The 26,660-nt window shown below is 68.3% G+C and carries 21 protein-coding genes; 1 reads left to right on the top strand and 20 read right to left on the bottom strand.

The features are described from left to right. Nucleotides 1-35 precede the first annotated feature (35 nt). From WMF34_RS09385 to WMF34_RS09315, 15 genes are all read right to left on the bottom strand, one after another. Nucleotides 36-1,598, bottom strand: coding sequence for an acyl-CoA carboxylase subunit beta (locus WMF34_RS09385; RefSeq protein ID WP_012234421.1), 1,563 nt, complete (start codon nt 1,596-1,598; stop codon nt 36-38). 37 nt (nt 1,599-1,635) lie between these two features. Further along, a complete protein-coding gene (locus tag WMF34_RS09380) occupies nt 1,636-2,421 on the bottom strand; it encodes an enoyl-CoA hydratase/isomerase family protein (RefSeq protein ID WP_437993044.1) in 786 nt (261 codons plus the stop codon). Beyond that, nucleotides 2,418-3,347 carry a 3-keto-5-aminohexanoate cleavage protein gene (locus WMF34_RS09375; RefSeq protein WP_437993043.1) on the bottom strand — a complete coding sequence of 310 codons (930 nt, stop codon included), beginning with the start codon at nt 3,345-3,347 and terminating at the stop codon, nt 2,418-2,420. Before WMF34_RS09375 ends, WMF34_RS09380 begins: the two co-directional genes overlap by 4 nt. A 24-nt stretch (nt 3,348-3,371) precedes the next feature. After that, a complete protein-coding gene (locus WMF34_RS09370; RefSeq protein ID WP_012234418.1) occupies nt 3,372-3,860 on the bottom strand; it encodes a MarR family winged helix-turn-helix transcriptional regulator in 489 nt (162 codons plus the stop codon). Between the two features lie 277 nt (nt 3,861-4,137). Continuing rightward, complete coding sequence (locus tag WMF34_RS09365; RefSeq protein ID WP_012234417.1) at nt 4,138-5,496, bottom strand: STAS domain-containing protein; 1,359 nt, start codon at nt 5,494-5,496, stop codon at nt 4,138-4,140. Between the two features lie 34 nt (nt 5,497-5,530). Further along, the gene (locus WMF34_RS09360) at nt 5,531-5,941 is read right to left on the bottom strand and encodes a hypothetical protein (protein ID WP_012234416.1); all 411 of its coding nucleotides are present in this window, start codon (nt 5,939-5,941) and stop codon (nt 5,531-5,533) included. A 34-nt stretch (nt 5,942-5,975) separates the two neighbouring features. Continuing rightward, nucleotides 5,976-6,467, bottom strand: a complete 492-nt coding sequence (locus tag WMF34_RS09355; protein WP_231864758.1) for an ATP-binding protein — start codon at nt 6,465-6,467, stop codon at nt 5,976-5,978. Further along, a complete protein-coding gene (locus WMF34_RS09350; protein WP_044964406.1) occupies nt 6,467-7,456 on the bottom strand; it encodes a PP2C family protein-serine/threonine phosphatase in 990 nt (329 codons plus the stop codon). Before WMF34_RS09350 ends, WMF34_RS09355 begins: the two co-directional genes overlap by 1 nt. 48 nt (nt 7,457-7,504) lie before the next feature. Further along, complete coding sequence (locus WMF34_RS09345; protein ID WP_012234413.1) at nt 7,505-8,422, bottom strand: slr1658 superfamily regulator; 918 nt, start codon at nt 8,420-8,422, stop codon at nt 7,505-7,507. A 24-nt stretch (nt 8,423-8,446) separates the two neighbouring features. Next, a complete protein-coding gene (locus WMF34_RS09340; protein WP_012234412.1) occupies nt 8,447-10,834 on the bottom strand; it encodes a SpoIIE family protein phosphatase in 2,388 nt (795 codons plus the stop codon). A gap of 45 nt (nt 10,835-10,879) precedes the next feature. Further along, nucleotides 10,880-11,902 carry a methyltransferase domain-containing protein gene (locus tag WMF34_RS09335; RefSeq protein WP_437716668.1) on the bottom strand — a complete coding sequence of 341 codons (1,023 nt, stop codon included), beginning with the start codon at nt 11,900-11,902 and terminating at the stop codon, nt 10,880-10,882. Nucleotides 11,903-12,114: 212 nt separating this feature from the next. Next, the gene (locus WMF34_RS09330; protein WP_012234410.1) at nt 12,115-12,672 is read right to left on the bottom strand and encodes a hypothetical protein; all 558 of its coding nucleotides are present in this window, start codon (nt 12,670-12,672) and stop codon (nt 12,115-12,117) included. Nucleotides 12,673-13,682: 1,010 nt separating this feature from the next. Then, complete coding sequence (locus tag WMF34_RS09325) at nt 13,683-14,900, bottom strand: tetratricopeptide repeat protein (RefSeq protein ID WP_437993042.1); 1,218 nt, start codon at nt 14,898-14,900, stop codon at nt 13,683-13,685. Further along, entirely contained in the window at nt 14,897-16,459 is a 1,563-nt protein-coding gene (locus tag WMF34_RS09320; RefSeq protein WP_012234408.1) for a SpoVR family protein, read from the bottom strand. Before WMF34_RS09320 ends, WMF34_RS09325 begins: the two co-directional genes overlap by 4 nt. Nucleotides 16,460-16,465: 6 nt before the next feature. Beyond that, nucleotides 16,466-17,575, bottom strand: a complete 1,110-nt coding sequence (locus WMF34_RS09315; RefSeq protein ID WP_044964401.1) for a DUF444 family protein — start codon at nt 17,573-17,575, stop codon at nt 16,466-16,468. 188 nt (nt 17,576-17,763) lie between these two features. Here WMF34_RS09315 and WMF34_RS09310 point away from each other — a divergent pair, with 188 nt between their 5' ends. Beyond that, the gene (locus tag WMF34_RS09310; protein ID WP_437993041.1) at nt 17,764-18,801 is read left to right on the top strand and encodes a hypothetical protein; all 1,038 of its coding nucleotides are present in this window, start codon (nt 17,764-17,766) and stop codon (nt 18,799-18,801) included. A 203-nt stretch (nt 18,802-19,004) separates the two neighbouring features. Here WMF34_RS09310 and WMF34_RS09305 read toward each other — a convergent pair whose 3' ends face one another. The 5 genes from WMF34_RS09305 to glnE form a co-directional block, all read right to left on the bottom strand. Next, the gene (locus tag WMF34_RS09305) at nt 19,005-19,667 is read right to left on the bottom strand and encodes a hypothetical protein (protein ID WP_437993040.1); all 663 of its coding nucleotides are present in this window, start codon (nt 19,665-19,667) and stop codon (nt 19,005-19,007) included. A gap of 325 nt (nt 19,668-19,992) precedes the next feature. Beyond that, nucleotides 19,993-20,214 (bottom strand): hypothetical protein, encoded by a 222-nt coding sequence (locus tag WMF34_RS09300; RefSeq protein ID WP_437993039.1) that lies wholly within the window; start codon nt 20,212-20,214, stop codon nt 19,993-19,995. 747 nt (nt 20,215-20,961) lie between these two features. Further along, entirely contained in the window at nt 20,962-22,365 is a 1,404-nt protein-coding gene (locus tag WMF34_RS09295) for a carboxypeptidase-like regulatory domain-containing protein (protein WP_231864757.1), read from the bottom strand. Between the two features lie 446 nt (nt 22,366-22,811). Continuing rightward, nucleotides 22,812-23,354 (bottom strand): hypothetical protein, encoded by a 543-nt coding sequence (locus WMF34_RS09290; protein WP_157906561.1) that lies wholly within the window; start codon nt 23,352-23,354, stop codon nt 22,812-22,814. Between the two features lie 48 nt (nt 23,355-23,402). Next, nucleotides 23,403-26,591, bottom strand: coding sequence for a bifunctional [glutamate--ammonia ligase]-adenylyl-L-tyrosine phosphorylase/[glutamate--ammonia-ligase] adenylyltransferase (gene glnE / locus WMF34_RS09285; protein ID WP_012234401.1), 3,189 nt, complete (start codon nt 26,589-26,591; stop codon nt 23,403-23,405). Nucleotides 26,592-26,660 lie beyond the last annotated feature (69 nt).

Below are 26,660 nucleotides of genomic sequence, written 5' to 3'. Positions count from 1 at the left end.
GACCCCCTGAGGCCGAGCACCCCGTCCCTGGCTCCCTACACCGGCAGGATCCCCCGCTTCTTCTCCGGCCGCTCCACCCGCTTCTTCCGCGCGAGCTCCAGCCCCCACGCGATCGCCCTCCGGGTGTCCCGCGGATCGATCACGTCGTCGATGAGGCCCCAGCCCGCGACCTTCATCACGTCGATGTTCTTCTGGATCGCGTCGACCATCCCCTGCTTCACCTCCGGCGGCGGCGGCGCGTCACCGAACATCTTCCTCGCCGCGATCCCGAGCATCCCCTCCGGCCCCATCACGCTGATCTCCGCGGTCGGCCAGCCGACGATGAGGTCCGGCTCGTACGCGCGCCCGCACATCACGTAGTAGCCCGCGCCGTACGCCTTGCGCACGACCACCGTGATCTTGGGCACCGTGGCCGCCGCCATGACGTGCAGCATCTTCGCCCCGTGGCGGATGATCCCCTCGTGCTCGACCTTCGAGCCGATCATGAACCCCGGCACGTCCTGCAGGAACACGAGCGGGATGTTGAACGCGTCGCAGATCTGCATGAAGCGCGCGGCCTTGTCCGACGCGTCCACGTCGAGGATGCCGCCCATCTGGGTCGGCTGGTTCGCCACGACGCCGACCGGCTGGCCGCCGATGCGCGCGAGGCAGGTGATGATCGACCGCGCCCACCGCGGCTTCAGGTCGAACCGCTCGCCGTGATCGACGATGGCGTCGATCAGCTTCAGCATGTCGTAGGCGCGCCGCGGGCTCTCCGGCAGGAGGTCGAGCAGCGACTCCTCCCGCCGGTCGATCGGATCCGTGACCGGCAGGCGCGGCGGCTCCTCGTCGCAGCTCGAGGGGAAGAACGACAGGTACCGCTTCACCGCGGCGATGCACTCGGCGTCGCTCGGGTACTCCGCGTCCCCGACGCCGCTCTTCGTCGTGTGCACCTTGCTGCCGCCGAGCTCCTGCTCGGAGATGTCCTCGCCCGTCATCGCCCGCACGAGCGCCGGGCCGCCGAGCGCGAGCGAGCCGACGTCCTTGACCATCGGCACGAAGTCCGCGAGCCCCGGGATGTACGCCGTGCCCGCGGCGCCGGGCCCCACCATGGCCGCGACCTGCGGCACGACGCCGCTCATGTGCACCTGCTCGCGGAACAGGTGCCCAGAGCCGGCGAACAGCGAGATGCTGTCCGGGTGCATCGAGCCGGGATCGATGCGCGCCCCGCCCGAGTCGATGAACCACACGATCGGCCAGCGGCCGCGGAGCGCCATCTGCCGCAGGCGGGTCACCTTCTCCTCGCCCGTCTGCCCGATGCTGCCGCCCTTCACGGTGAAGTCGTACGCCGCCGCGCAGACCATCCGCCCGTCGACCTTGCCGAACCCGCAGACCACCGCGTCCGCCGGCGGCCGGTCGCTCCCGTCCGGCCCGGCCGCGAGCCCCATCTGCGTGCCGTGCATCCCCACCTCGAAGTGCACGCCGTCGTCGAAGAACGCCGCGAGCCGCTCCCGCGCCGTCATCTTCCCGCGCGCGTGCTGCTTCGCCACGCGCTCCTCGCCGCCCATCCGCCGCACCAGCTCCCGGCGGGCCTCGAGGTCCTTCACGAGCTCTCGCATGTTCACGGGCCACCTCTCCCTGCGCGCCCCGGCGCGCCTACTTGCCCGACCAGCGGGGCTTTCGCTTCTCCAGAAAGGCCAGGAGCCCTTCCCGCGCGTCGTCCGTCGCGAGGCAGCCGGCGAGCCGCTCGCGCAGGAGCGGCAGCGCCGACTCGAGGTCGAGATCGTCCTGCGCCGCGAACGCCTCGAGGCCGAGGCGCACCGCGATCGGGCTCTTCGAGGCGATGGCGGAGGTCACCTCGTCGACCGCGGCGTCGAGCGCGCCCGGCTCGACCACCTTGTTGAGGAGTCCGCACTGCGCGGCCTCGTCGGCGTCGAGGCGCTGCCCGAGGAGCATCATCTCCAGCAGCTTGCGCCGGCTCACGTGCCGCTGGAGCACCGCCATGATCATCATCGGGAACAGGCCGACGTTGATCTCCGGCGTCCCGAGCTTGGCGCCGCGGGCGCCGATCGCGAAATGCGACGCCGCGACGAGCCCGAGCCCGCCGCCCAGCGCGTGGCCGTTCACCCGCGCCACGATCGGCTTGCTAGAGTTCGCGAAGGCGAGCAGGAGGTCCGCGTAATCGCCCTTCATCTCGGGCGGCGGCGCCCCCTCGGCGCCCGCGATCTGCGCGAAGTCCCCGCCCGCGCAGAACGCGTCGCCCGCGCCGGTCAGGACCACGCAGCGCACCGCCTCGTCCGCCGCGCCCGCCGCGAGGGCGTCGAGGAGCTCGCTCACCATCGCCGGCCCGATGGCGTTCTTGCGCCACGGGTTGTTCAGCGTGAGCCGGAGGACGCCCCCCGCCGAGAAGGCCTGGATGACCGTGTACGCGCGCTCCGTCACGAGGCCGCCCCTCCTGCCACGCCGCCGTCGTGAAGGCCCAGGATCTGCCGGGCCTCCTCGACCGTCGCCGGCCTGCGGCCGACGTCGCGCACCATGCGCACGGCCACCTCGCAGAGCTCTCCGTTGCTGCGCGCCATCTCGCCGCTCGGCAGGTAGAAGTGGTCCTCGAGCCCGCACCGCACGTTGCCGCCGAGCACGAGCGCCGCCGCCAGCATCCTCCACTGCCCGTGGCTGATCCCGATCACCTCCCACTCCGAGCCGGGAGGCATGATCCTGGTCTGGAGCTGGAGCGACTCCACGTGCGCGGGGATGCCGCCCAGCACGTTGACGATGAACGAGAACTGGAGCGGGGGTTTGAGCAGCCCCATGTCGACGAGCGGCCAGGTGCCCTGGGTGTGCCCCGTATCGAAGCACTCGAGCTCCGGCTTCGTCCCGGCCTCGTTCATTGCGCCAAGGAGCTTGCTGATCTTCGCGTACGTGTTGGGAAACACCATATCGAAATCGAAGGTCTTCCGCGCGCGCGAGTACTTCGAGTAGTTCATGGTGCCCATGTTGAGCGCCGCGATCTCGGGGCGGCTCTCCCGGAGGGTCGCGCACTGCTCGCTCACGTCGTCGAGGAGGGTGCCCGTCGAGAAGTTCAGGATCACCGGGCAGCGCTGGCGCACCTCATCCTTGATCCGCGCGAACACGGCCGGAGAGAACGTCGGTGATCCGTCGTCGTTGCGCGCGTGGATGTGCACCGCCGCCGCCCCCGCGTCGTAGGCCCGCTTCGCCTCCTCGGCGATCTCGACCGGTGTATAGGGGATGGCGGGGCATTGCTTACGGCTGGCGAGCACCCCTGACAGCGCGCAGGTCACCACGCAGATATCGGGATCTCGTCCGTTCGGATCCCTCGGCTCCCCGGTGAACGTCGGCTTCTCTCTCATGCCCCCTGCCTCCCTTTCGCTTCCTCAGCGCCGTCGCTCTTCTTCTGTCCGGCCCTGTCCGACCCGCGAGACCACTTGTTTCTGCAGCTTCGTCAGGATCCGGAGCAGATCGCGCAGATCGGTCGAGCTCAAGCTGAGCAGCGCGCTCCGGAAGATCTCCATCGGTTCGACCTGGATCTCGCGGGCGAGCCGCGCCCCCTTCTCGCTGAGCCGGATGTGGACGACGCGCCGGTCGGCCTTCGAGCGTTCGCGGCGGACGAGCCCCTCTCGCTCCATGCGATCGACGATCCCGGTCACCGTGCTGTTCTGCGCCCGGATGCGCTCCGACAGCGTGGACAGCGAGAGATCCTGGAACGACTCGAGCAGCTTGAGGATGGTGAGCTGTGGCCCGGTGAGGCCGAACCCGCTCGCCATGCCCTTCGTGAGCCTGCGCGACTCCGTGTAGAGATAGATGATCATCTCCACGATGGCGTCGATCTCCGGCCTCTCGGGCGGCGGCAGGGTCGCTGTCACGATGCTTCGTGTACGAAATATTCGCTCCCGGGGGGTGCGTCAAGCTCCCGCGCCCCCCGCCAACCGAGCGGGCGCTGCCCCACCGCAAGCCCGGTCACCAACGTGGACGTTTACGTGGTCGTGAACGTTTACGTGGACGTTTGCGTGGTCGTGGACGTCTACGTGGTCGTGGTCGTCGCCGTGGTCGTCAACGACAGGCCGTGAACGACCACGACCACGACCACGTAAACGTCCACGTAAACGTTCGGTGGTGGGAGAACGCGGCGCGAAGTCGGATCTACCGCCGCTTCCCTGTCGCCCGGTCTGACCGGAGCTCCCGGATGCACCACCTCAGCGCCTCCTGGAGGTCCCGATGCACCTGGACGGACGAGAGCTCGACGCCGAGCGACGAGGCCGTCTGCGCCACCTGCGGCTGGACCCCGGCCACGACCCCCTGCGCGCCGAGCAGCTCGATCGTCTGGAGCATGCTGATGAGGTGCTGCGCCGTCGTGGAGTCGACCTCTTCGACCCCCGTCACCTCGACGATCGCGTAGCGCGACTTCGTCTCGACGATCGTGCGCAGCAGCTTCTCCGTGATCTCTGTCGCCCGGTGGCGATCGATGCTGCCGACGAGCGGCAGCACGAGCACGCTGTCCCAGACCTGGATGATCGGCGTCGACAGCGTCTCGATCGCGGACTCCTGCCGCGAGATCACCGCGCGCATCGACTCCTGCTGCTCGACCACCTCGCGCAGCGACTCCTCGGCGCGCATGCGCTCCAGCGTGATCGCGAACATCTCACCGATGACCTGGAGCAGCGCCCGGACGCTCTTGTCCCACGCGCGGGTCGATCGCACCGCGTCGAGCCCCACGACGCCCACGAGCCGCCCCGCGTACGCTGCAGGCATCCGGACGAACGAGGCGATCCCGAGCTCCGTGAAGGCCCGCCGCTCGCTCGCTGCCTCCTCCGGCAGATCGGCCACGCGCGGCACGTCGCACACCTCGAGGCGGAACAGCCGCTCGACGAGCCACGGATACACGTCCCTGGACACGACTCCCCGCTCCGCGCGCAGCGACGGCACCCCGTCGGCGCACCACTCGTGCGTGTTCAGGAACCGCCGCCCGTCCTCCGCCAGGAGGAACAGGCTCGTCCTGTCGGCGCGCAGCGCCTTGCCGAGCTCCGCGAGCGCCAAGTGGAAGCCGCGGTCGACGTCCGAAAGCTTCACGTTGATGAAATGGGCCGAGATCGACGCGACCAGCATCTTGGTCTCGATCCGCTGCATCAGCGCCCGCTCCAGGCGCTTCTGCTTGCCCACGTTGCGCGCCCACCCGTACACGAGCCCCTCGCTCGGCACCGAGAGCATCGACCACGACAGCCAGACGTAGAGGCCGCTCCTGCTCCTGCACCGGTTCTCCAGCCCGAGCGTGACGGGCCCCTGGCGGAGCCGCTCCATCTGCTCCCGGGTCGCGACGACGTCGTCCTGGTGAACGAGATCGAGGAGGCTCCGGCCGACGAGATCCTCGGTCCCGAGGCCGAGCGTCCGCTCCCAGGCGCCGCTCACGCGCAGGAACGATCCATCGCTCCGCAGAACACACAGCGGATCGGGACAGACAGCGAAGAACCTCTCTACGTCCGCTTCGTTCGCAGGTGTGCCCATCGCCGGTCGCCTTCCCCAGCCCACACCCCCACGCTTAGGTCTCCTTGACGTCCTCGAACGTCGTCCGCGCGGCCACGTGCTCCTCGTTCAGGTTGAGCAGGATGGGCAGCGTCTCGTGCTGCCAGTCATCGTCGAGGATCCGCCGCACGGTTACCCGGCCGGGCACCAGGTTGTACACGGCGTCCACGATATCCATGATGACGTAGAAGCCGTTCGAGTTGCAGAACCGCATCTTCACGAAATCCATCACCGTGGACGTGATCGGGTGCTGCGGGAGGACTCGGGCCAGCTCGTCCAGGTAGCTCGACAGGTACCGGTACGGGTTGTCGATCCGGATAGCGCCCTCGAAGGTCAAGACGAGGCGGTTGTCGTCATCGAGCCGGGCGACCGACTGAAAGACGCTCAGCCCGCCATCCGTGATTTCTCCATAGCTGAGAGCCTTCATACGCGACCTTTCGTGGAAAACATACGCAGCCTTTTCAAGGGAAAGTAGCCTGGACGACGAGGATTCCATCGACGTACTGCGTCGAGAGATGGAATTTATTCTCGGCGGTCAACCGAATGAGCCCTAGACCGCCCCTGCGTCGATCGTTGCGCCGCTCGCGCACCGTCCTGGCAAAGAGCTCTCTCGGGTCCTCCGCGGCGAAGATCTCGTCGAATACCGCCTTGACGGTCCGGTACTCTTCCGGCGTAACGCGGTTGGATACCTTGATGAGCAATCGATCCGGATCGATGCTCAGATCGAGCCGCACCTCGCTCTCACGCTCGGTCCCGTGCTGGAGCACGTTGGTGACCAGCTCCGTGACCACCACGTTGACCTTCTGGCAGATCCGTCTGGGATAGAACCTCACCAGAAGCGCGTCCAAAAAGTTCGCAAGCAGGCCGGCCACGTCGCCCGTGATGTGATCGATCGGAGAGATATATATCGATGCACCGACCGACGTCTGCGAATGATTCTTCTCGGGCTTCATCAGGCGCACCTTCGCAGGATGATCAGTGTGATGTCGTCGGCGTCCGCCACCCGGAACCGCGTGTAGTCCTCGATGCACCGGTCGAGGATCACCTGCACCGGTTCCTCGCTGTGCTTGACGACGATTTCGTTGAGACGTTGCACGGAATATATCTCCCCGCTCGCGTCCTGCGCCTCGAACATCCCGTCTGTGTACAAGGCGAGGACGTCATCCTCCTCGAACGGCAGCTCGAACTCGTGAAATGGCTTGATGCGCAGACCGATGAAGTTGCTCACCCGGTTGAACGAGCGAGGCGTACCGCGACGGACCAGGAGCCCGTACCCTCCGCCCGAGACGTAGCGGAGGAATCGGTCAGTAAACATGACGAAGTTCACCGTCGCGTACCGGCGAACCTCCCGGAGGAACGAGTAGGCGCTCCGATTCACCCAGTCCACGATCGCCCCAGGGCTGTCGAGCCGCTTGGTAGCGTGGGCGAACTGCGCCTTCAGAAACGCCATGATGAGCGCCGACGATACTCCGTGGCCTGAGATATCGTAAACACCTATCGCGTGGCGCTCGCCGGGGAGGTAGAAGAAGTCGTAGTAGTCTCCTCCGACCTGGGCGAGCTGCTTGTGGAAGATGGCCATGTCGAACGAGGAGGCGATGGCCCCGCTCGCCTCCGGCAGCAGGGCGCGCTGGACCTGCCGCGCCACCGCGAGATCGTCGTCGATGGCCCGGTTGTACCCCTCGAGCTCGTTCTCGATGCTGGTCGCGTGTTCCAGGATCGCCTCGTGCACCAGGGAGAGGTCGTCGAAGTCGAGCTTCAGCTTGTCGACGTACTCCAGCAGCGCACTGCAACGCTCCATGAAGTCTGTGAAGTTCCCTTCCTCGCGGAGCAAGGTGTTCCACGCTTGCCGCTCCTTCACGATCGCCCTGATGGCATCCAGATTGCTCTGCTTCTGCAGGAAGCCTCTGGAGTGCATCGAGCTGATGTCCTTGGGTGCAGTCATGGCTCGACCTGGACGCGATTCGGGTTGGACGGACGAACCCATCCGATCTCAATCACAGAGTATCATCTCGAAGTTCTGATTGAACTTCTTGAGGTTGGGCAGCGACTTCCCCTGCCACGGGATGGACTTCGACCCGCGGACGATGAGCTGGAGCTCGCCCTTCTTCCTGGTGGCGATCGCGAACTTGTAGAGGACGTTGATCCCGGAGCTGTTCAGGAAGTTCAGCGCCCTGACGTCGAGTGTGATGGTGGGAGGGTTCGTGGCCAGGACCTTGTCGAGCAGCTCCTCGATGGGGGCGTACTCGGTGGTGCCGCCAAGACGAAGGATTCCTTCCAGGTACACCACCACCTCAGAGGGATCGTACCAAACCCGGTAGTTACCACCTTTGATTTCCATTCTCGACCTTTCATTCAAAATAGGAATCCTGGCCATCGTCTTGATGCTGAAGCTGTTGACCGAGATCGGGTCCAGCTTCCAACCAAGACTGACACCGTAATCATTCATGATGATGAGATACCCGAGCCCCGACCCGGCGTTCTCCGCGTCTTCGGCGTTCGCCTCCGCCTGCCGACGCAGGAGCTCCCCAGGGTCCTCCTGCGTGAGCTCCAGGAGCTTCTCACGAAGCGAGGGGACGGCGGCGTTCGTGATCTGGTTGCTGACGAGGCACACCAGGTCCTCACGCCCGATACCCACGGTCACGGTGATGTCACCGTGCTGATTGAACTTGACGGCGTTCTCAACCAGCTCGTTCAGAACGTACCCGATGGCGCCGGAAACCTCGTCTCGGCTGATGAGCCTGTCCTCGCCGTCTATCTCCGGAAAGAGCTCGCCGAAGTACTCGGCCATGAAATTGGCCGTCAGGTTACAAAGGCTCCATCTCACCGCGAACGAGTCGGGGTACAACGTCAGCGACATGTGTTCGCTGAACGAATCGTCTAAAGAGTAGACGCCGATGATTTCGCTCATGGTAATGCCCAGTCTCCCCCTTGCTCATACCCTCTTAATGACAAGTACAGTGATGTCATCATGGATTTTGTTGTAGCCTACGTGCGCCAAGACGTCCTCGATGATAGCGTCCTTGATCTCCCGCGAGGTTCTTTGGTGGTTTCGCGAGATCACCTGACACAGCCGGTCGATTCCGTACTGCTCCTCTGAAGAGTCCTCCGCCTCGGTGATGCCGTCGCTGAAGAGCGTCACGACGTCCCCGGGCTGCAGCTTCACCTCGATGCTACCGATGAAATCGCTGATATCCAGGTCGATGCCGATCGGCAACCCGAGCCCCATGGTCTCGACACGATCGAGGGTCCCGTCCTTCCGGACGATGATCAGGTCCTCGTGCTGGCCGGTGAGCTGGAGCTCGCCGTCGCTGTAGTCGAGCAGGGTCAAGGACAGGTTCTTGTCCGACCGGATGCGCTGGATGTTCTGGTAGATGACCTTGTTGACGATGCTCAGGAACTTCTTCGGATCCCGCTCGTTTGCCGCGAGCAGCGTCCGGACGGCCGTCTGGACCATGAGCATCAGGACGCCGCTCTCCAGCCCGTGGCCGGTGACGTCGCCGATGCCGATCTTGACGAGCCCATCGCTCCGGAGCACATCGTAGTAGTCCCCGCCGACCTCGTCGGCAGGGGCCATGTAGCCCGAGATGTCGAGGCCCGGGATCTCCTGGAGCTCGCTCGGCGCGGGGAGCACCATGAGCTGGAGCTGCCGCGCGACGTTCAGCTCGGCGCCGAGCCGGATGTTCTCCTGCGCGAGCTTCGCGTTCAGCTCGCTGATCTCCTCGTTCGCCTTCTCGAGTGCCCGCGTCCGCTCGCCGACGAGCTCTTCGAGGTTGTTCGTGTAGGCCTCGATCTCGCTCGCCATGTCGTTGAACGCGACGCCGAGCTGCCCGATCTCGTCCGCCGAGTTCACGTCGATGCGAACACCGTAGTCGCCCTCCCGCATCCGCGTCGCGCCGGTCGAGAGCGCGACGAGGGCGCCCGTCATCTTGCGGGAGACGAGGTAGACGCCGAGCATCAGCGCGAGGAACGAGGCTATCGTGACGAGGATCTGCTTCGTGACGATGCTGGTCCGGCTCTCCTCGATGGCACGCTGCGATGCGAGGAGCGACGCGTAGAGCTCCTTCTTCGGCACGACGAACCCGAGCGTCCACTGCTGCGACTCGATCCGCGCGCCTGGACCAGCCCAGCTGTTCACGGGAGCGAGCCGCTGGAGAGCGATGATGTACGCCTCTCCGGCGATCATCCGCTCATGGTAATCTACGTTATCGTCGCTGGGCAGCGCGATCATCGCAACTGCAGGGTCACTGCTGTCCTTGAGCCGGCGCTGGAGGACACCCACCCCCTCGCTCTGCCCCGCGCCGCCTTCGGCCCGGAGGCGCAGCGTCGTGACGCCAAGGTCGTTCACGGCGAGCACGTTGCCGTCCGCCTGGGTCAGGAAGGCGAAGCCGGCGTTCGCCAGGCGGACGTCCTTGATCGACGCGACGAGCTGCGCGAGGGTCAGGTCCAGCCCGAGCGCGCCCGCGAACTTGTCGCGCCCCTTGCTCCAGATTGGATGGAACGCGGTCATGATCATGCCGCCGCCGCCCGCGTCGTCGTAGGGCGCCGTGACCGTCGTCTGAACGGGACGGCTCTCCAGCCCCCCAGGCTCCTTCAGCCACTCGCTCCAGCTCTCGACGAGGCCGGGATAGAAGAAGTCGTACCACCTCTTCTCGTTGTGCCCCGGATAGAGCTTATCGAACGTGCCCCCCATGTCGAGGTAGGGCGCCACCCGGACGAACGGCTGCTCCGCGCTGTCGGCGTAATAGACCTGGAGCTTATCAGCCCCGTACTTCTGGAACGACGGAAGGATGAGGTCGAGCAGCGCGGTCCTGTCCACCGCTCGCTGCACGTCAGGCAGAATCTGGCCGTCCTTGCCGAGGTAGCCCCAGACGCCGACGACGGTCGGCTCGTCCGGGCCGTTCTGCCACCAGTTGCTCTTCGAGTTGTAGACGAGCTTGTCGCGGAAGAAATCCGTGCTGGCGACCTTCTTGTGCAGCTCGTCCAGCTGGTCGCCCTGGTCCACCATCGTCTGCATGATGGCGGCCAGCATCCTGAGATCGGCATAGGCGTGGCCCAGCTTCAGGTTGACCTGCTGCGCCGTGTCGCCGAGGTGGTTCGTCAGGTACTCGCGGTTCGCCTCGTTCAGCCCGCCTTCAATCTCGCGGGCGGACTTCTGACTGAGCTCATGCAGACCTTGCCGAGCTACGAGGACGTTCAGGAGGGCACCGAGCAGCACGCTGAACCCGGTGACCAGCATGAACTTCGTATTGAACTTTTTGAGTCCAAAGAAGAAGCCACGCCGCCGCAGCTCCTTCCGTGTCTCATCAGCAGGCGAGGTCACGTATGAGTATCTCCCACTGAAACGACCACGGTTCCACGAAACGTCCTACATCATCTTCACTGGCTTGCGGCCCGAGCCCGCGTAGATGGGCCACGACGCCAGTCCTTTCGGATTGGTGATGGTCGCCATGTGGACCTTGAGACCGGCCGAGATCTCCTGGTGAAACTCCGGAAGGGTGCCCGCGGTGGCCGCCATCTGGCTCGTCCCGTTGATCCAGCTCTCCACGACCCGGGCAAAGTCGTAGCAGTCCGTGTTCATGTTGGTGATGTCGATGAGGTTGATCTTGAGGTCTTCGAGGCCGGCGTCCGTCAGCACCTGCCGCGTCTTCATCCCTATATCGAGATCCATGCCGACCATCTTGCCGAGCTCGAGGATGCGCTGGTAGGTCGCGCGGATGAGCTCGTGGTCGGGCCACCCGTAGTTGCACGACATCATCTCGTTCGTGATGTAAATGCGTCCACCCGGCTTGCAGATGCGATACAGCTCCTGCATGATCATCTCGGGCTGGTGAAAGACCTGGAGCGCGAGGCGGCATGCCACGAAATCGAACGAGTTGTCCGGCAGGAGGAGCGTCGCGGCATCGCCGTACTGGTACTCCACGTCCTCCATGGCGAGCCGCTTCGCCATCTCCTGCGCATAGCGGAGCGATGGGCGGGAGTGATCGACGCCGACCAAGTACTCGGGCTTGAAGTCCTTCTGGAGCATCACCGCGAAGTACCCGAGCCCGCAGGCGATGTCCGCGATCCTCATCCCCGGCATGAGCCCGTGGTGCGGCAGTATCTTGCGCTCGTGCTCCCAGATGATCCGCTCCTGCAGCCGGAGCACGTCGATGAACTCGGCGTCCTCCAGCATGCGCTGGATCGGATAGAACGCCATGTCGTAGATCTCGACAGAGACGTTGGTATAGATCTCCGCGATCACCTGGAACTTGCGGATAGCCCAGGGGATGACGCTCGAAATGATGAGCTTAATCTTGAGGTTGGGACGCGCCTCGACCGCCCAGCGAACGAACCTGTTGATCTCGAGGAACGCGACGTTGTTCATGTACTTGAGACGCTTGAAGTCCAAGCACAACTCGCCCCGCGCGCTCTTCGCTGCCGTCTCCAGCGTACCGCGGATGGCCCTCATCTGATCGGCGCCAAAAGGCCGCAACATGCCTGACAGCGCGACCTCCTGATCCGTCTGGTCGACGCGCATGCTGAACGTGACCTGCGAGCGCCACGACGGGAGGCCGCTCGAGGAGGAAGGCGGCACGACGGATTCGCGACCGATCGAAGCAGTCATAATTCGTCTACCTCAGTGAACGGGAACTGAATGGCCAGCACAAGCTGGCCCCCGCCAGCGGGTTCGGTGATGCTGAGTTTGGAGCCGTACACGACCGCGAGCTCCAGAAGCCCAAGCGCCTGCGCGTCATCGTCCGGGACGTCGTTCTCGAGCTGCTCTCGATACCAGGACATCGGATCGGGCTGATTGACCAGCTGGACTGCGTGATTATAGAATTTCGCGCTCTGTTCGTTGACCGGAACCTCGGCCTCGACGAAGATATGACTCTGACTCTTCCGGAACCGTATCTGTATTTCGCCGCATGGCCCGTGATTCCGAAAGACGGCTTCGAGCAGCTCGTTGAAGAACGTCGACAACAAGGTTGCATGACGCTCGGGGTCGTCCTCGTTGGCACTGGCATATCGCGCAAGAAAGTTGGCCAGCTGATGACAGTGGTTCCAACGTTTGCTGAAACCACCCACGGAGAAGTTCGCGGAGATGATCATACCGTCCGCCAAAGGAGCCGGCGGCGGTCTCAACGTCGGGGCTATGTCGGCCTGCTTGGAAACGGACATCAAAGCCTCGGGGGTTGGTTGACGAGTGAGGCACGAACGAGGTTACCCGGGTTCGGGGTGCCCCGTCGAGTGCATCGCGAGGTTTCCAGCGAGCCCCATCGGGACTTCAGACGGCAGAAACGTCAGCGCCCGCCCGATCGGTTGCACCAGGCATGCCACCACGTCGCAACATTTTTGTAATACGAATCGCATTTTTCGATCTACACTGATCTTACGGTCAGGTAAATCGATGTGGGACAGTCTCCAGCAGCCTGCGGCTCGGCTCGTTCGTTTCGCACTTATCCGGGCGAAATGAGCTCCGCTCCTCTCCGGACGCGACGTCATGGAGTCACCACGGCCGCCAGACATTTTGTCCACAGAGCACTCGCTGCGGAGGGGGTTTGGTTGTAATACGAACCACATGTACACCCGCTCGTCTTGATCGAGCGCACAGTGGTTGACCATCAGAGCATCTGGAGCTGCAGAAGAGAGGTAATCGAACGTGCGTCGCTTCTGTCAACCCTTTCCTGCGCGAGGCGAAGGCGCGCTCAGGCATCGTTCGGTCCCGAGAGTCGCCGCGGGAGTGCAAGGAGATCCGTGCGCCCACCTACCGCCTAGCCCATCGCACGCCGGACCCGAGTCCGCCTCTCGGACGCGGATTCGGTATGCGGCCCATCGCGCGGAAGTCGGCGTCTCTCGGCCGCGCCGCGACGAACGAGCGCCCGCGGCCGGCGTCGGGTGTCGTCTCGCGTCCGGGAGCGCTTCACGACATCGATGGTCCTGCAGCGCCCGATCCTGCTGCCGGGCGCCGCTCGGCCAAGGAGCGCCCTCGCCTCCGGCGCGGGCGGCTGGGCGGCACGCGGGGTCGGACACGGCAACGATTCAGCTTGACAATCAACTGCGCGGGCCACGTGTGTTCACCGCCGCGCTGTCCGGCGCGGCAGCGCGCCGCCTTCCGAGCGCAGCGCGCGCCCGACCGCGGGCTCGCGCCGCGCAGCGCCGCTGAGGCGCACGCGCCCGGCGCGTCAGCGTCACCGCGGCGGAGCGCCGCGCCGCTCGATGGCGTCGAGCTCGTCCATCACCGCCTTCACGCGCGGATCCGTGGGATCGATGGCGCGCGCCTTCTCGTACGCTGCGCGCGCGTCCTTCAGCTGGCCCGACTGCGCAAGGGCGTTGCCCAGGTTGATCCAGGCGCTGCCGAGCCTGTCGTCGAGCTTGAGCGCCTCGCGGTAGAGCGCGGTCGCCTTCTGCAGGTCGCCGCGGAGGTGGTGCGCATACCCGAGGTTCGATCGGTAGGTGGCGCGCGCCGGGTCGCGCGCCACAGCCGCCTCGAGGTGCGGAACGGCGCGCGCGGGATCGTTCGCGGCGAGGAGCGCCGTCCCGAGGTCGTTCTGCAGGCGCGCGTCCGCCGGCGAGAGCCTCGCGGCGCGCTCGTAAGCGCGGATCGCGTCGGCCGTCCTCCCCGCGGCGAGGAGCGCTGTCCCGAGGTTCGCCTGCCGCTCCGCGTCCCCGGGGGCGAGCTCCGCCGCCCGCGTCAGCTCGCGGACAGCGTCTTGCAAGTCGCCGAGCGCGAGGTGCGCGACGCCGAGCGCGGAGTGCGCCTCGGCGTCGCTCGGGGCGAGCTCCGCGGCACGTGTCAGCTCACCGAGCGCCGCATCGGCGCGGCCGAGGACGAGGAGCGCGCGGCCGAGCTCGAGGTGCGCGAGCGCGTGGTCAGGCTCGAGCGTCACCGCGCGCTTCAGCTCCGGGAGCGCGGCGAGCAGCGTCCTGTCGCCCGGCGCCCCGTTGTAGTCGGTGGACACCCCTGCCCTGGCGATCGCCGCGCGCTGGGCGCCGACGATCGCCGCCGCGTCCTTCCTGTCGAGCTGCGCGGCCGCGCGATAGGCCCTCTCGGCAGCGACGAAATCGCCGCTCGCATAGGCGGCGTCGCCCTCTTCGAGCTTCCTGTCCGCCGGCGTGCCGGTGCCGCGCGCGACGCGCGGAGGAGGGCTCGCCGCCGCGGCCTCGCTCGTGGACGGCGCGTCGAGCGGGACGCCCGAGCCGACCGGCGCGCCCGCCGCGCCCGGGGCCGCGCCGCTCCCCGGAGGCGGCGCGGGCGCGGCGTTCGCCGTCGGATCGAGCCGGGCGGGCGGCGCAGGGGCCTCCGCCGATGGTCGCGGCGCCGGTGAGCGCGACGCTGGCGCCGCCGGCGCGCAGCCGGCGAGCGCGAGCAGGACGCCGAGCCGGCGGATCGCTCCGCAGGCGCTCACAGCTTGTACGGGGTCATCGCGTGCTCCTTGCCGTCGTACCGGAGCAGCACAGGCTTGTTATCCATCTTCGTCGCCACACCGACCGGCCGCTTCCAGCACCGGACGAGCGCCACGAGCGTCTCGCGCGCGTAGTCGGCGCGGAGGTCGAAGCCGCCGTGCACGTGCTCGAGCAGGAGCTCTCCCCGGTTGCCGTAGTTGGCGTCGACGACACGGATGTACGGGTCGCCGAAGTTCGTCAGCTGGAAGAGGAGCTTCTCCTTCACCTCCTTGAACTCGCGGCTCTCGATCTCGAACCTGTCGTTCCGCCCCGAGAAGCCGAACGTGTACATCTTCTGCTCGATCACGAACTCCGGCGTCAGGAACTCGTCGATGAAGGTCACGTCGTTGTAGAGCGCGCGCACCTGGAAGATCTTCTCGCGGCCGAGGCCGAGCCGCATGTCCCACGTGCGCTTCGCGTCGAGGTCCGCGCACTCCTCCCACTCGCGGCCGAAGCGGCCCTTGTTCCATCGCTCCTCGATGTAGCGATAGAGCTCCACGCCGACCTTGTAGGGGTTGAAGCGCCCCGGCGCCGTCGCCATGACACCGGCGTTGTTCTCGGCGTAGTCGATGATCTCCGACGCATCGAGGACCTTCTCGGTCATCATCTTCGAGTGCCAGTACGAGGCCCACCCCTCGTTCATGATCTTCGTCTGGCGCTGCGGGACGAAGTAGTAGGTCTCCTCGCGGATGATTTCGAGCACGTCGCGCTCCCACCGATCGAGCGGCGCGTGGTCGAGCAGGAACTTGAGCACGTCGCGCTCCGGGCGCTCCGGCACCTTGCGCTCCGGCTTTTTCTGGTCCTGCCGCTTCTTCCGCTGCGCCGCGAGGATCTCCTCCGGGTTGATGAAGGAGTCCATGTACTCCTTGGCCCGGAGCTTGTAGGTGTCCATCGGCTCCTCCGTGGGCTCCTCGTCCTCCTTGGCCACAGGGCGGCCGGTGAAGGGGGCCCACGGGTCGATCAGGTTCTCGAGCGAGAGGCAGTGGTCGACGAACGCCTCGACCTTGTTGATGCCGTAGCGCTCGATGTGGCGCGACACGCGCGCGCCGTGGTTCGCCATCTTGTCGATCCACTTGCGGTCCGGATCGTAGGCCTCGCTCTTCCGCACCGGGTCGAGGATCGGGCCGCGATGGTCGAGATCGGTGGACCGGAAGCAGAAGTTGTTCTTGAAGAAGTCGACGTGCGCGTACACGTGCGCCATGACGAGCTTCTGGTCGGTGAGCGAGTTGCCCTCGAGGAGGTAGGCGTACGAAGGGTTGTTGTTGATGACCATCTCGTAGATCTTCGAGAGGCCATACTCGTAGCTCTTCGAGAGCTGCTCGTACTCCATGCCGAACCGCCAGTGCGGGTAGCGGCTCGGGAAGCCGCCGTACGCGGCGATCTCGTTCATCTGGTCGTACGTCAGCATCTCGAAGATGACGGGGAAGAAGTCGAGCCCGTAGTCCTGGGCGATCTTCTCGATGCGCTCCTTCTCGGTGCGCAGGTAGCGGGGAAGCGCGGTGTTCAGGGCGAACTTGCTCATACCGCTCTACTTCCCCTTCCCCAGGAAATCCTTGATGCTGCCCACGATGGCGTCCTTGTCCCTGATCTCGCTCACCACCACCCGATCGTCCTGCGAGAAGTGTTCTTTCAGATCCTTGATGAACTGGCCCGAGCCGTACGGGCTCTCGACCTGCCCGTAGGCGAACATGTTGACCCGCGGCAGGATCTGGGTCTTGAGCACGTCCACGCAGGAGAGCGTGTCGTCCATCGACCAGTTGTCGCCGTCGGAGAAGTGGAACGGATAGATGTTCCACTCGTCCGGCGGGTAGTCGTTGTCGATGATCTGCGAGCACAGCTTGTAGGCGCTCGAGATCATCGTGCCGCCGGACTCGCGCGTGTGGAAGAACGTGTCCCGGTCGACCTCGCGGGCGATCGCGTCGTGGATGATGAAGCGCGACTCGAGGCCCTTGTACTGGCGGGTCAGCCACGCATCGATCCAGAACGACTCGATGCGCACGATCTCCTTCTGCTCGTCGCCCATCGACCCGGAGACGTCCATCATGTAGATGATGACCGCGTTCGCGACGGGCTCGGTGATCGTCTTCCACGAGCGGTACCGCTTGTCGTCCGGGACGGGGACGACGACGGGCGCCGACGGGCGGAACGTCCCGCTCGAGATCATCCGCTTCAGCGCCTCGCGGTACGTCCGCTTGAAGTGGCGCAGCGACTCGGGGCCCACCCTGCGGATCCCGGAGTAGCGATCGTGGGCGTTCGAGATCTTGCTCTTGCCCTTGTCCTGGATGTCGGGCAGCTCGAGCTCCTCGCCGAGGATGCCGGCGAGCTCCTCGAGCGTGACGTCGACCTCGAGGAGGTGGTCCCCCTCGCCGCTGCCCGCTTGCCCCTGGCCGGGCTGCTTGTCGTCCGAGCCCCCCACGGGATCGCCGGGGTTGCCGTCGCCCTGCCCGACGCCGCCGCGTTGCTTGTCGCCGAAGCGGAAGCGCGGGATGTCGATCTGAGGGATGGGAATCGAGACGAGGTCCTTCCCCTTTCGTCCGATGAGCTCGCCCTGCGAGATGTACTTGCGCAGGTTCTCGCGGATGCGGCCGCGAACGATCTGACGGAAGCGCCCGTGATCCTGGTCGATCTTCAACGACACGCTCGCGAGTGTAGCATCGGAAGCGGCCTCGGGTCCGCACGTTCGGCGGGCCGCCGAGGTCTCCCGCCCCGGCGGCGCCGCTTCCCCGCTTCCGTTCGACATCTCCATCTCCACTTCCCCACGTCCCCGCCGTTGCCCCACCGCCACGCCCGCCCGTCGTGAACTGCCGCCGTGGTAGCCTCCGCGCCGTGCTTTTCCGAGCGCGCTCCCTCCTCGTGCTCCTCGTGCTCGTGGTCCTCGCGGCGCTGGCCGTCGGGTGCGGCTCCCGAGAGCAGCTCGTCGGGCTGCCCGATCTCACGGGCGCAGGGGGCGCCCCCGACGCGCCGCCCCCGGACCCGCCGGTGTGCCGGGAGGACGGGCTCCCCTGCCAGGGCGCGGCGGACTGTTGCAGCGCCGCGTGCGCGCAGGGGATCTGCGGCGGCGACAGCTGCGCGCGGGACGGCGCGCCGTGCGCCGCCCCGGGCGACTGCTGCGCCGGCCTGTGCGCCGGCGGGCTCTGCGGGCAGGGCTGCTCGGCCGACGGCTCCATGTGCGGCCAGAGCGCGGACTGCTGCACCGGGCGCTGCAACGCGGGCATCTGCGGCGGGTGCCGCTCGGACGGGGTCGCGTGCGGCTCGGCCGACGCGTGCTGCTCCGGCGTCTGCGCGCAGGGCGTGTGCGGGGGCGCGGCGTGCTCGCACGCGCCCTGCGAGATCGGCGCGCCGCTCGCCGCGGACTGCGGCGGGTGCGCGGCCGAGCTCTGCCGGTTCGACCCGTTCTGCTGCACCACCAGCTGGGACGAGATCTGCGTCGGCGAGGTCCCCAGGCTCTGCGGGCTGGTCTGCGCCGAGTGCGCCGCAGACGGCAGCCGCTGCGCGTCCGGCGAGGCGTGCTGCAGCGGCGCGTGCGAGGACGGCGTCTGCCGGCCCCCGTGCACGCGCGACGGCCAGCCGTGCGCGGACTCCGGCGAGTGCTGCAACGGCAGCTGCCAGAACGGCCTCTGCGGCGGCCCCGCTTGCCCATCGGACGGGACGGGCTGCGGAGGATGCGTGGCCGAGCGCTGCTGCGCGCAGCTGAGCCAGTGCCTGCTCAGCCCCACCTGCGCCGACGACGTCGCGTGCTTCTTCGGCTGCCTCGACGAGGGGAGCGGCCCCGCCGTCTGCGGATTCCAGTGCATCCACAGCCCGGAGACGTTGCAGCTGCTGCGCTGCGTGGGCAGGAGCTGCGGCGGCGGCACCTGCTTCTGACGCGCGGCGCGGGGCGCGATGGCGGCGCGAGGGGAGCGGGCCTCGCGCGCGTCCGGAGCGCGGATTTGCCGAGAGCCTGACGCGCAATAGGCGCCTCCGCCGGGGTTGGCTACAGCGGATCCTGATTTCGATTCCGGTGCTTCCCGCCGACTTTCCGACCGGGAAAGAGGGAAGGCTGTGGCACCATGAGTCCACGAGCGAGCTCATGTCGAGAGAGCTCGGGGGGAGGGCTCAATGCCGAGAGGCGAGACATCGAAGGATACGTCCAAGCAGAGGAAGCGGGTCCAGAGCGGCGAGCGCGAGCAAGCTGCGCCCGCGATATCCCAGGGCGAGGCGGGCCGGAAGGCTCCGCGCAGGCGGACGAAGTCCGCTGCCGGCGCGCGGATGGCCGCTGCGTCGACCCGGCGGGTGACCCGGGCGAAGAAGGGAGCGAGCAAGTCAGGAGCGAGCGCCGCGGCGCGGCCGGGCACGGCGCGGAGCACCGCGGCGGCGGAGAAGAAGAAGACCAGCAGCGCGCTGAGGAAGGCGACCGCCGGGCAGACGAGCCGGCAGCAGAGCGGCGCGGCCAAGAGGGCGGCCACGACGAGGAAGCGGACCGCCACCGGTAGCGCGGCGAGACGCGGCCGGAGCGCGGCAGGCGCGACGCCGGCCGGCGGGCGCAAGACGACGCGCGCGGCGGGCGCGACGCCGGCCGGCGGGCGCAAGACGACGCGCGCGGCGGGCGCGAAGCGCGCGGCGCCGCAGCGCGCAGCAGCGATGAGGAAGCCGTCGGCCAGCGCCCGCGTCGGGCGCGGAGCCGCGCGGCGAACGAAGGCGGCGCAGCCGGGCGCGCAGAGGGCGGGGCAGAAGCGCGCGACCGCCGGCAAGCGGTCGGCGGCCAGCTGAGCTGCAGCGTCGGGCGCGCCGCTCGCCGCGGAGCGCCCAGCCGCACCTTTCCCATCCCAAGCATCCCACGAGGCCGCCGGCAGATCTCGGCCGTCGAGCCTCCGCGCGAGGCCCCCACCTCCGGGCGCAACGGCGCGCCAGCCACCGTCGCTGCCAACGGGAGAGGAGGGCGCGCGCCCGCTCCGCCGCGCTGGCGACGAACGCTCCCGGAGCGCAGCGTCGTGCGCGTCAGCCGCTCTGCCGCGCACGACGCCGTGCCCGGGCGCTGCAGCGCGGCCGACGCGCACGACGCCGCGCCGGGCGTAATCAGGGCGGTGACGGCAAGGGCTCGCCGACCATGAGGACCACCCAGGTGGCGGTCAGGAAGGGATACGGCGCCCCGCCGAGGCCTGGCATCGTCGACCGCGCGCGCCGCGCGCAGAGCGGGCAGCCCGCGTCGCCGCGCCGGCTGAACAGGTACCGGCGCGAGGACGGCGGCGGCGGCGCAGGACAGACCTGAACTTCATCGCCCTCCATCACTCCGCGCATCCCCCCCATCTCGCCCTGCAGCGGAAGCGCCTCCGTGCGCCCGGTCTCCTGCGACGCCCCGCGCAACCGAGGAGCACGACCGCCCTCGCGAAGCCAACGCTCGATGGCCCGACATGCAGCCGCTGGCTTAGGGCGATGCTGGACCATCGTAGGAATGTTCCTTCTGCCGAGCCGAAGACCAGCGACCCAGGCTCTGGATGTAACCCCGCACTGCGGGCGAGATTCATCCTAGCAGGATCCCCGGACCATGCATGGATGACATTCCGTACCTGCGTGGTGCTTCCCACCGCGACAGCCTCTTGTCTCGGCTGTCGTCATGATTGTCGTCTTCGTACGTCTTCGTACGTCTTCGTACGCCTCCGACCGCTCAATCGATATCTCCGAGGCGCACGCGGAGCGCGGCGCGTCGAAATGGCTGCGCAGCGCGGCAGCGTGTCCCGCCGCCGGCGCGCGCAATGGAGCACAGAGGCTCCCCGGCTCGTGGTCTCCCGCGCTCAGGCGAGGCGGATAGCAACAGGACATCCCGGAGAGGAACGAAGGCGACCCCCGATGACGCGCGGCGCTCGCCGGATCGAGCGGAGAGGACGCTCTCCGCCCCTCATCAAGGATCGTTTGCGGGGCAGCTCGGGATGGAGACGACGTAGTTCAGGAGAACACCGACATGCGTCCTTCAGCGCCGGCGGGGCTCCGGGGCCGGCGCGCGGGCGCCGGCGGCGCGGCGGACGCCAGGGACGCGAGGGAGGCAGGTCACTGCGGGATGGGGATCGGCGGCGGCTCGTCGTCGGGCACGATGCAGGACGACAGGTCGAACAGCATGAAGAGCAGCGCCTTCTCCTGAGCGCTCAGCTCCTCCGTGGAGCACCCCTCCGGGAAGGGCGGGCCCGTGAGGTCCGCCGCAGAGACATGGATGTCCGTGAACACGAGACGCCCGCACTGCTGATCTTCCGGGACGTCGACGGGCGTGTTGAATGTGAAGTACTGGACCCCCGCCGGCTCGGGCTCGTCGTAGTAGATCCACCGGGTCGAGACGTCCTCGGTCACGTCGCTCACCGTATGCTGCGCGCCGTTGATCACGATCTGGCCGGGCACGTCCGACGCGCCGACGTTGACGAGCCACTCCGCGAGGGCTTGCCCCTTCGGGAGCGTGGTGTCCACGAGCGCGGTGAGAGGGCTCTCCGGGTCCGTGACGTCGTTGTCCCAGACCGCCGTGTCCGGGAACGGCGCCGGCCCCCGCTTCAGCCAGACGTTGTGCCAGTGGGACGCGAACACGCGCCCGCCGAGCGAGGTATAATCGAACATGGCCTGGCGCGCGGGCCCGGGTTTGTCTTCCTGGTGCGGGTCGCCCTCGCAGGCGAGGATCACCATGTCGTACTGGCTCAGGGCGTCGACGGTCCCCCAGAGGCTCGTGGCCGGCGTGAACTCCGCGCCTTGATTCAGGCGATCCGCATAGCGCGTCGTCACCTCGTGATCGACGTCCCCGCGGCCGGCGAACAGGTTGATCCGCCCGGTCCCGGTCTCCGGCGTGAACTCGCTCTCATCAATCCCGAGTTTGTGCAGCAAGCACTCGAGCGGATCGGCGCCGCCCGTCGTGAGCGCGATCTTCGGGATGTGCCCCTCCGATTGGTTGCGCGGCAACCGGATGATCCCGGCGTCCGTCGCCGTGTCCTCGCATCGCTCGACCACGGGGAGCGTCATCTCGCGGCGCCATTTGCCCACCTGCACGACGAGCGGGATGTTCTCGCCGACCGGCACGTCCTCCAGGACGAACTTTCCTTCCGTATCGGTCAGCGCGGTCACGAGCGGTGAGCCGGAGAGCGTCGCGCTGCACTGATCGCAGGTCGCACCGTCGGGGATGGGCTCGAGCGGCGCATTGGGGACGTAGACGATCACGTTGTAGAGCGGCAGTTTGCCCGAGGGGTCGTACACGGTGCCGCTCACCGTCGTCTTCGCCCCGTTCTCGCATTCGACCTGCTGGCATTCGAGGCCCTCGCAGTCGCCTTCGCCTCCGACACCGCCCCCGCTGGCGATCGCCGGGAAGCCGCCGAAGCCACCGCCAATTCCACCGCCGATTCCACCGCCACCGCCAGGCCCCGCGCCGCCGGATGCTACAGGCGCCGTGCCCCCGGTATCTCCGCAGGAGCAGCCAGCCATGACGCCCGGTGCTACAGCGATCGCAGCCATCAAGACTCCCGCCTTGCCCGACCAAGTCACCATTTCGAGCCTCCCGGCGACGCGAGCAAAGGTGCTCTGCTGCCGCCCAGTCTCTATCGTATGCCAGACTGTAGAAATCGGGAAGTATGTCCAGCAAAGAGCAGGAATGGAGCGATGGGTTATTAGGGCGAGCCCTGATACCTCTGACTACCGCGTCCGCGAAGGACATGCGTGTCGCGCGGTCGGACGGCCCGGACAGTGGATCTCCGTGCGTCCGACATGGTGCGTGACGCAATGACAAGAAGGATTGACGGATCGATGATTCGCGACGAGCGCGTTGCGCTCTGGCCTCGCGCGTCGCGCAATTGCGCCGCGAGCGAGGCCCCGCGACGAGCGCCGCTCGCGCCTCCGGCCCGCCTGAGCCCACTTCGGGCCCGTCCGGCCGATTACTGAGGATCGACGCGGGTCAGCCCGAACCAGAGCACGGCGTGCCACCGCTCGTGCCACTTCAGCAGCATCGGTCCGATCGCGAGCCCGGGCTCCACGGTCCGCAGCTCGTCCTTGACCGCGCTCACCGGCCAGGGATTGCCGAACGCCTTCTCGCCATACGTCAGCGCGAGCGTCGGCTGGCCGTCGAGCTCCGAAGGGATCAGCTGCGCCTTGAAGCGGCAGATCCGGCTCCCGAAGACCACGTTCGTGCCGGAGTTGCCGCCATGATCGAATTCGTTCCCTTTCCAGGGCATCCAGCGCGACGCGAGCGCCGTGATCAGCGGGCGGGTCGCCAGGTGGATCCCGGCCGTCGGCTGCAGGGCAAGCAGGCGCCCTCGCGGTAGATCGCCGAGCTCCGCCGGATCCGCCGGCTTCCCTGCCTCGTAGAACTGCCTCAGCGTACCCGGGTGCGCGCCGACGAGGCTATCGAGGGAGCTCGTCCCGGTGACATGACGGTGCCCGACGGACGGGCGTGCGCTCTGCTCGCTCTGGGTGGTCATCGGAACGCCTGGCATTCCACCGCGTCCGACAAGGGTCAACGGCAACCTTCAGCGCTCGTCTCCGCTCGGTTCCCTCGGTTCCCTCGGTTCCCCCGGTTCCCCCGGTTCCCCCGCGCTCGCCGTGCTCGCCTCTCGCGCCTCGCTCGCCTCACCGAGAGGCGCCGCGCTGCCCGCGACGATGGCCTCGTACGCCCGGCGTACGCGCTCGGTGATCGCGCCGTAGCGCGCGAGCAGCTCGCGCGCGGCCTCGGCCGCGGTGCGGCCCCGGATGCCCGTCCGACGCGCGAGGGTCGGGACCCCGGGCGCGTCCTCCTCGAGGAGCTGCGACGCGTCCGCGTGCACGATGCGGATCCGCTGCTCCAGCTTGCGCAGGAACGCGTGGCCGTCCCGGAACGTCTCGGCGTGCCCGGCCGAGAGGTGTCCGGCCGCGGCGAGCGCGTCGATCGCCGCGAGCGTCTCGGTGGTCCTGACGCGCGGATCGGCGCCGTGCCGGATCTGCAGGAGCTGCACCGCGAACTCGATGTCCGCGAGGCCGCCCCGCCCGAGCTTGAAGTCGCGGCGGCCGCGGCGCTCGTGCGAGAGCTCGCGCTCCATGCGCAGCCGGAGCCGGTGGATCTCCTCGGCGATCCGATCGAAGTCGTCCGCCTGGAGGTACGCGGCCTCGTGCGCGATGGCGATCGCCTCCGCCCCGAGCTCGGGATCGCCGGCCGACGCGCGCGCCCGGATCAGCGCGAGCCGCTCCCAGATCGCCGCGCGCATGTGCCGCGCGCCGGGCGACGACTCCGGCTCCGCGGGCGCCGGTGAAGCGGCGTCGGCGCCGCGGATGCCGTGGTAGCGAGCGAACGAGTCGACGGACGTGACGAGCAGCCCCTGGCTGCCCGACGGGCGCAGGCGCGTGTCGAGCTCGTAGCCTGGGCCCGCCGCGTGCGACATGGAGATGAGCCGGATGATCTGCCGCGCGCGTCGCGCGTAGTACGTGCCGGGGTCGGACGCGGCCCCCTGCTCGCCGGGCGGCGCGCACGCCGGGTCGAACAGGAAGAAGACGTCCAGATCCGAGCCGTAGCCGATCTCGCGGCCGCCGAGCTTGCCCATCGCGATCACGGCGAGCCCTCGCACGGGCTCGCCCGGCGGCGTCCCCAGCGCGAAGCGCGTCGCGGCCTCGAGCGACGCGTCGGCCAGATCCGAGAGCGCGAGCGTCGCCTCGCGCGTGCCGACCTCGCCGCTCAGGTCGGCGAGGCCGACCTCGATGGTGACGCGCGCCTTGGCGCGCCGGAGCGCCCCGATGAGCGCCTCCTCCGGATCCTCGTCCGGCGACGCCTCGCTGAGGCTGGCCTCGATCGTGTGTCGGATCAGCTCGGCGCTCGGCGCGCCGCGCGCGAACAGGACGGCGTCGACGAGCTCGGGGTACCTCACCATGGCGTCGCCGATGAACGCGCTCGACCCGAGCGCCTCGACGAGCCTGCGGAGCGCGCGCGGCTCGTCGCCGAGCATGCGCGCGTAGACGGAGGAGTGCCTGATGCGGGAGAAGCACAGCCGGAGGAAGCGCGCGGCCTGCTCCGGATCGGCGGCGTCGACCACCGCGGCGAGCAGCGTCTCCGCGAGGGACGAGGACGCCTCGCGGCTGCGCGCCCCGAGCAGGCCGTCCGGGTGGCGGGACAGCTCGAAGAGATCGTCGGCGACGTCGCGGAAGCGCGCCGTCAGCGAGGCGTGCGGCTCCGGCGGCGCGGCGAGCTCGGGCGCGGCGCCGCCGGCGGCGGCCGCCGGCTCGCCGCCGAGGACGAGCACGGCGTGCTTCGCCAGCGCCTCGGCGAACGCGTCGCGATCGCCGTGGTCGAGCGCGGCCATCGCGTCGATCCACCGCGACGGCCGGGCGCTCCCCTTCGGCAGGAGCGACAGGAGCCGGGCCTTGATGCGCCCCCGGCGCTGCGCGGTGTCGGCCAGGAACGCCGCGGCGTCCTCGAAGCGCAGCGTCCGCGCGAGGCGCGCGATCTCCGCCTCGCTGTCGGGGAGGAGGTGCGTCTGCACGCCGGTCGCGGACTGCACCGCGTGCTCCGCGCGCCGGAGCGCGAGGTAGCCCTCCACGAGCTCCCGCCCCTCCCGGTCGGTCACGTACCCCAGGGTGCGCAGGCGCCGCAGGCCGTCGAGCATGCCCTGCGCGCGCGCGCGGGGCTCGCGCCCGCCCCAGATGAGCTGCAGGGCTTGCACGAAGAACTCCGCCTCGCGGATCCCTCCCGGGCCGAGCTTCAGGTCGCGCGACGCGTCGTGCGGGAGCTCCGCGCGAGCGCGATCGACGAGCTCGATCATGTCGACGGCGAGCTGCGGATCGACCTGGCGCCGCCACACGAACGGGCCGAGCACCTCGAGCGCCTCGGCGCCAAAGTCGAGGTCGCCGGCGATCTCGCGGGCGCGGAGCAGCGCGGCGCGCTCCCAGAGGCGGCCGAACGACTCGTAGTAGCGCTCGGCAGCGGCCAGGGAGTTGACGAGCGGGCCGCTCCGGCCCTCGGGGCGGAGCCGGAGATCCACGCGCCAGACGAAGCCGTCCTCCGTGACCTCCTCGAGCGTCGACGTGAGGCGGCGCGCGACGCGGGCCCAGAAGTCGTGCAGGGTGACCGAGACGGCGCGATCGCCGGGCAGGCCCACGTGCCCGTCGTCCGTGTCGTAGAGGTAGATCAGATCCACGTCGGAGCCCGCGTTGAGCTCGTCGCCGCCGAGCTTCCCCATCCCGAGCACGACGAACTTCGAGCGAGCGCCCGTCGCGGTGCGCGGCTCTCCGAACCGCGCGGTCACGGCGGAGACGGCCTCGGCGAGCGCGACCTCGATCGTGGCCTCGGCGAGCGCGGTGAGCTCGCGCGCGGTGACGTCGATGTCCGCGCCGCCGGCCGACGGCGGGAGCAGCTCGCGCAGCGCGACGCGGATCCGCTCCTCGCGCGCCACGCGCCGGAGCTCCCGCCGGACGCGGTCCGTGTCCGAGACGTCGCCGACGCGGCTCCGGATCCGCGCCAGGTACGTGGCGCGATCGCGCGCCGTCTGGTGGCCCTCCGCCGCGAGCCGCTCCACGATGTCCGGATTCGCCTCGATGATCGCCCCGATCGCGGGGTAGGCGGCCGTCAGGAGCGCCGCGATGGCGAAGGCCATCGTCCCGGGACGAAGCCGAGACGACAGCCGCTCCGCGCGGTCCTTCACGCGTTGCTCATCGATCGCGCTCGCGATCTCCAGGAGCCTCGAGACCTGTTGCATGGCGGGAGGCTAGCAAGACCGTGGGGGCGTGAACGGCGGTTCCGCAGGGCCCGACCGCCGGTTTATCGC

Origin of the sequence: Sorangium sp. So ce145, from assembly GCF_051525985.1 — a bacterium.
In the GTDB taxonomy this organism is placed as follows: Bacteria; Myxococcota_A; Polyangia; order Polyangiales; family Polyangiaceae; genus Sorangium; species Sorangium cellulosum_B.
This window is presented reverse-complemented; position numbering and strand designations above follow the sequence as displayed.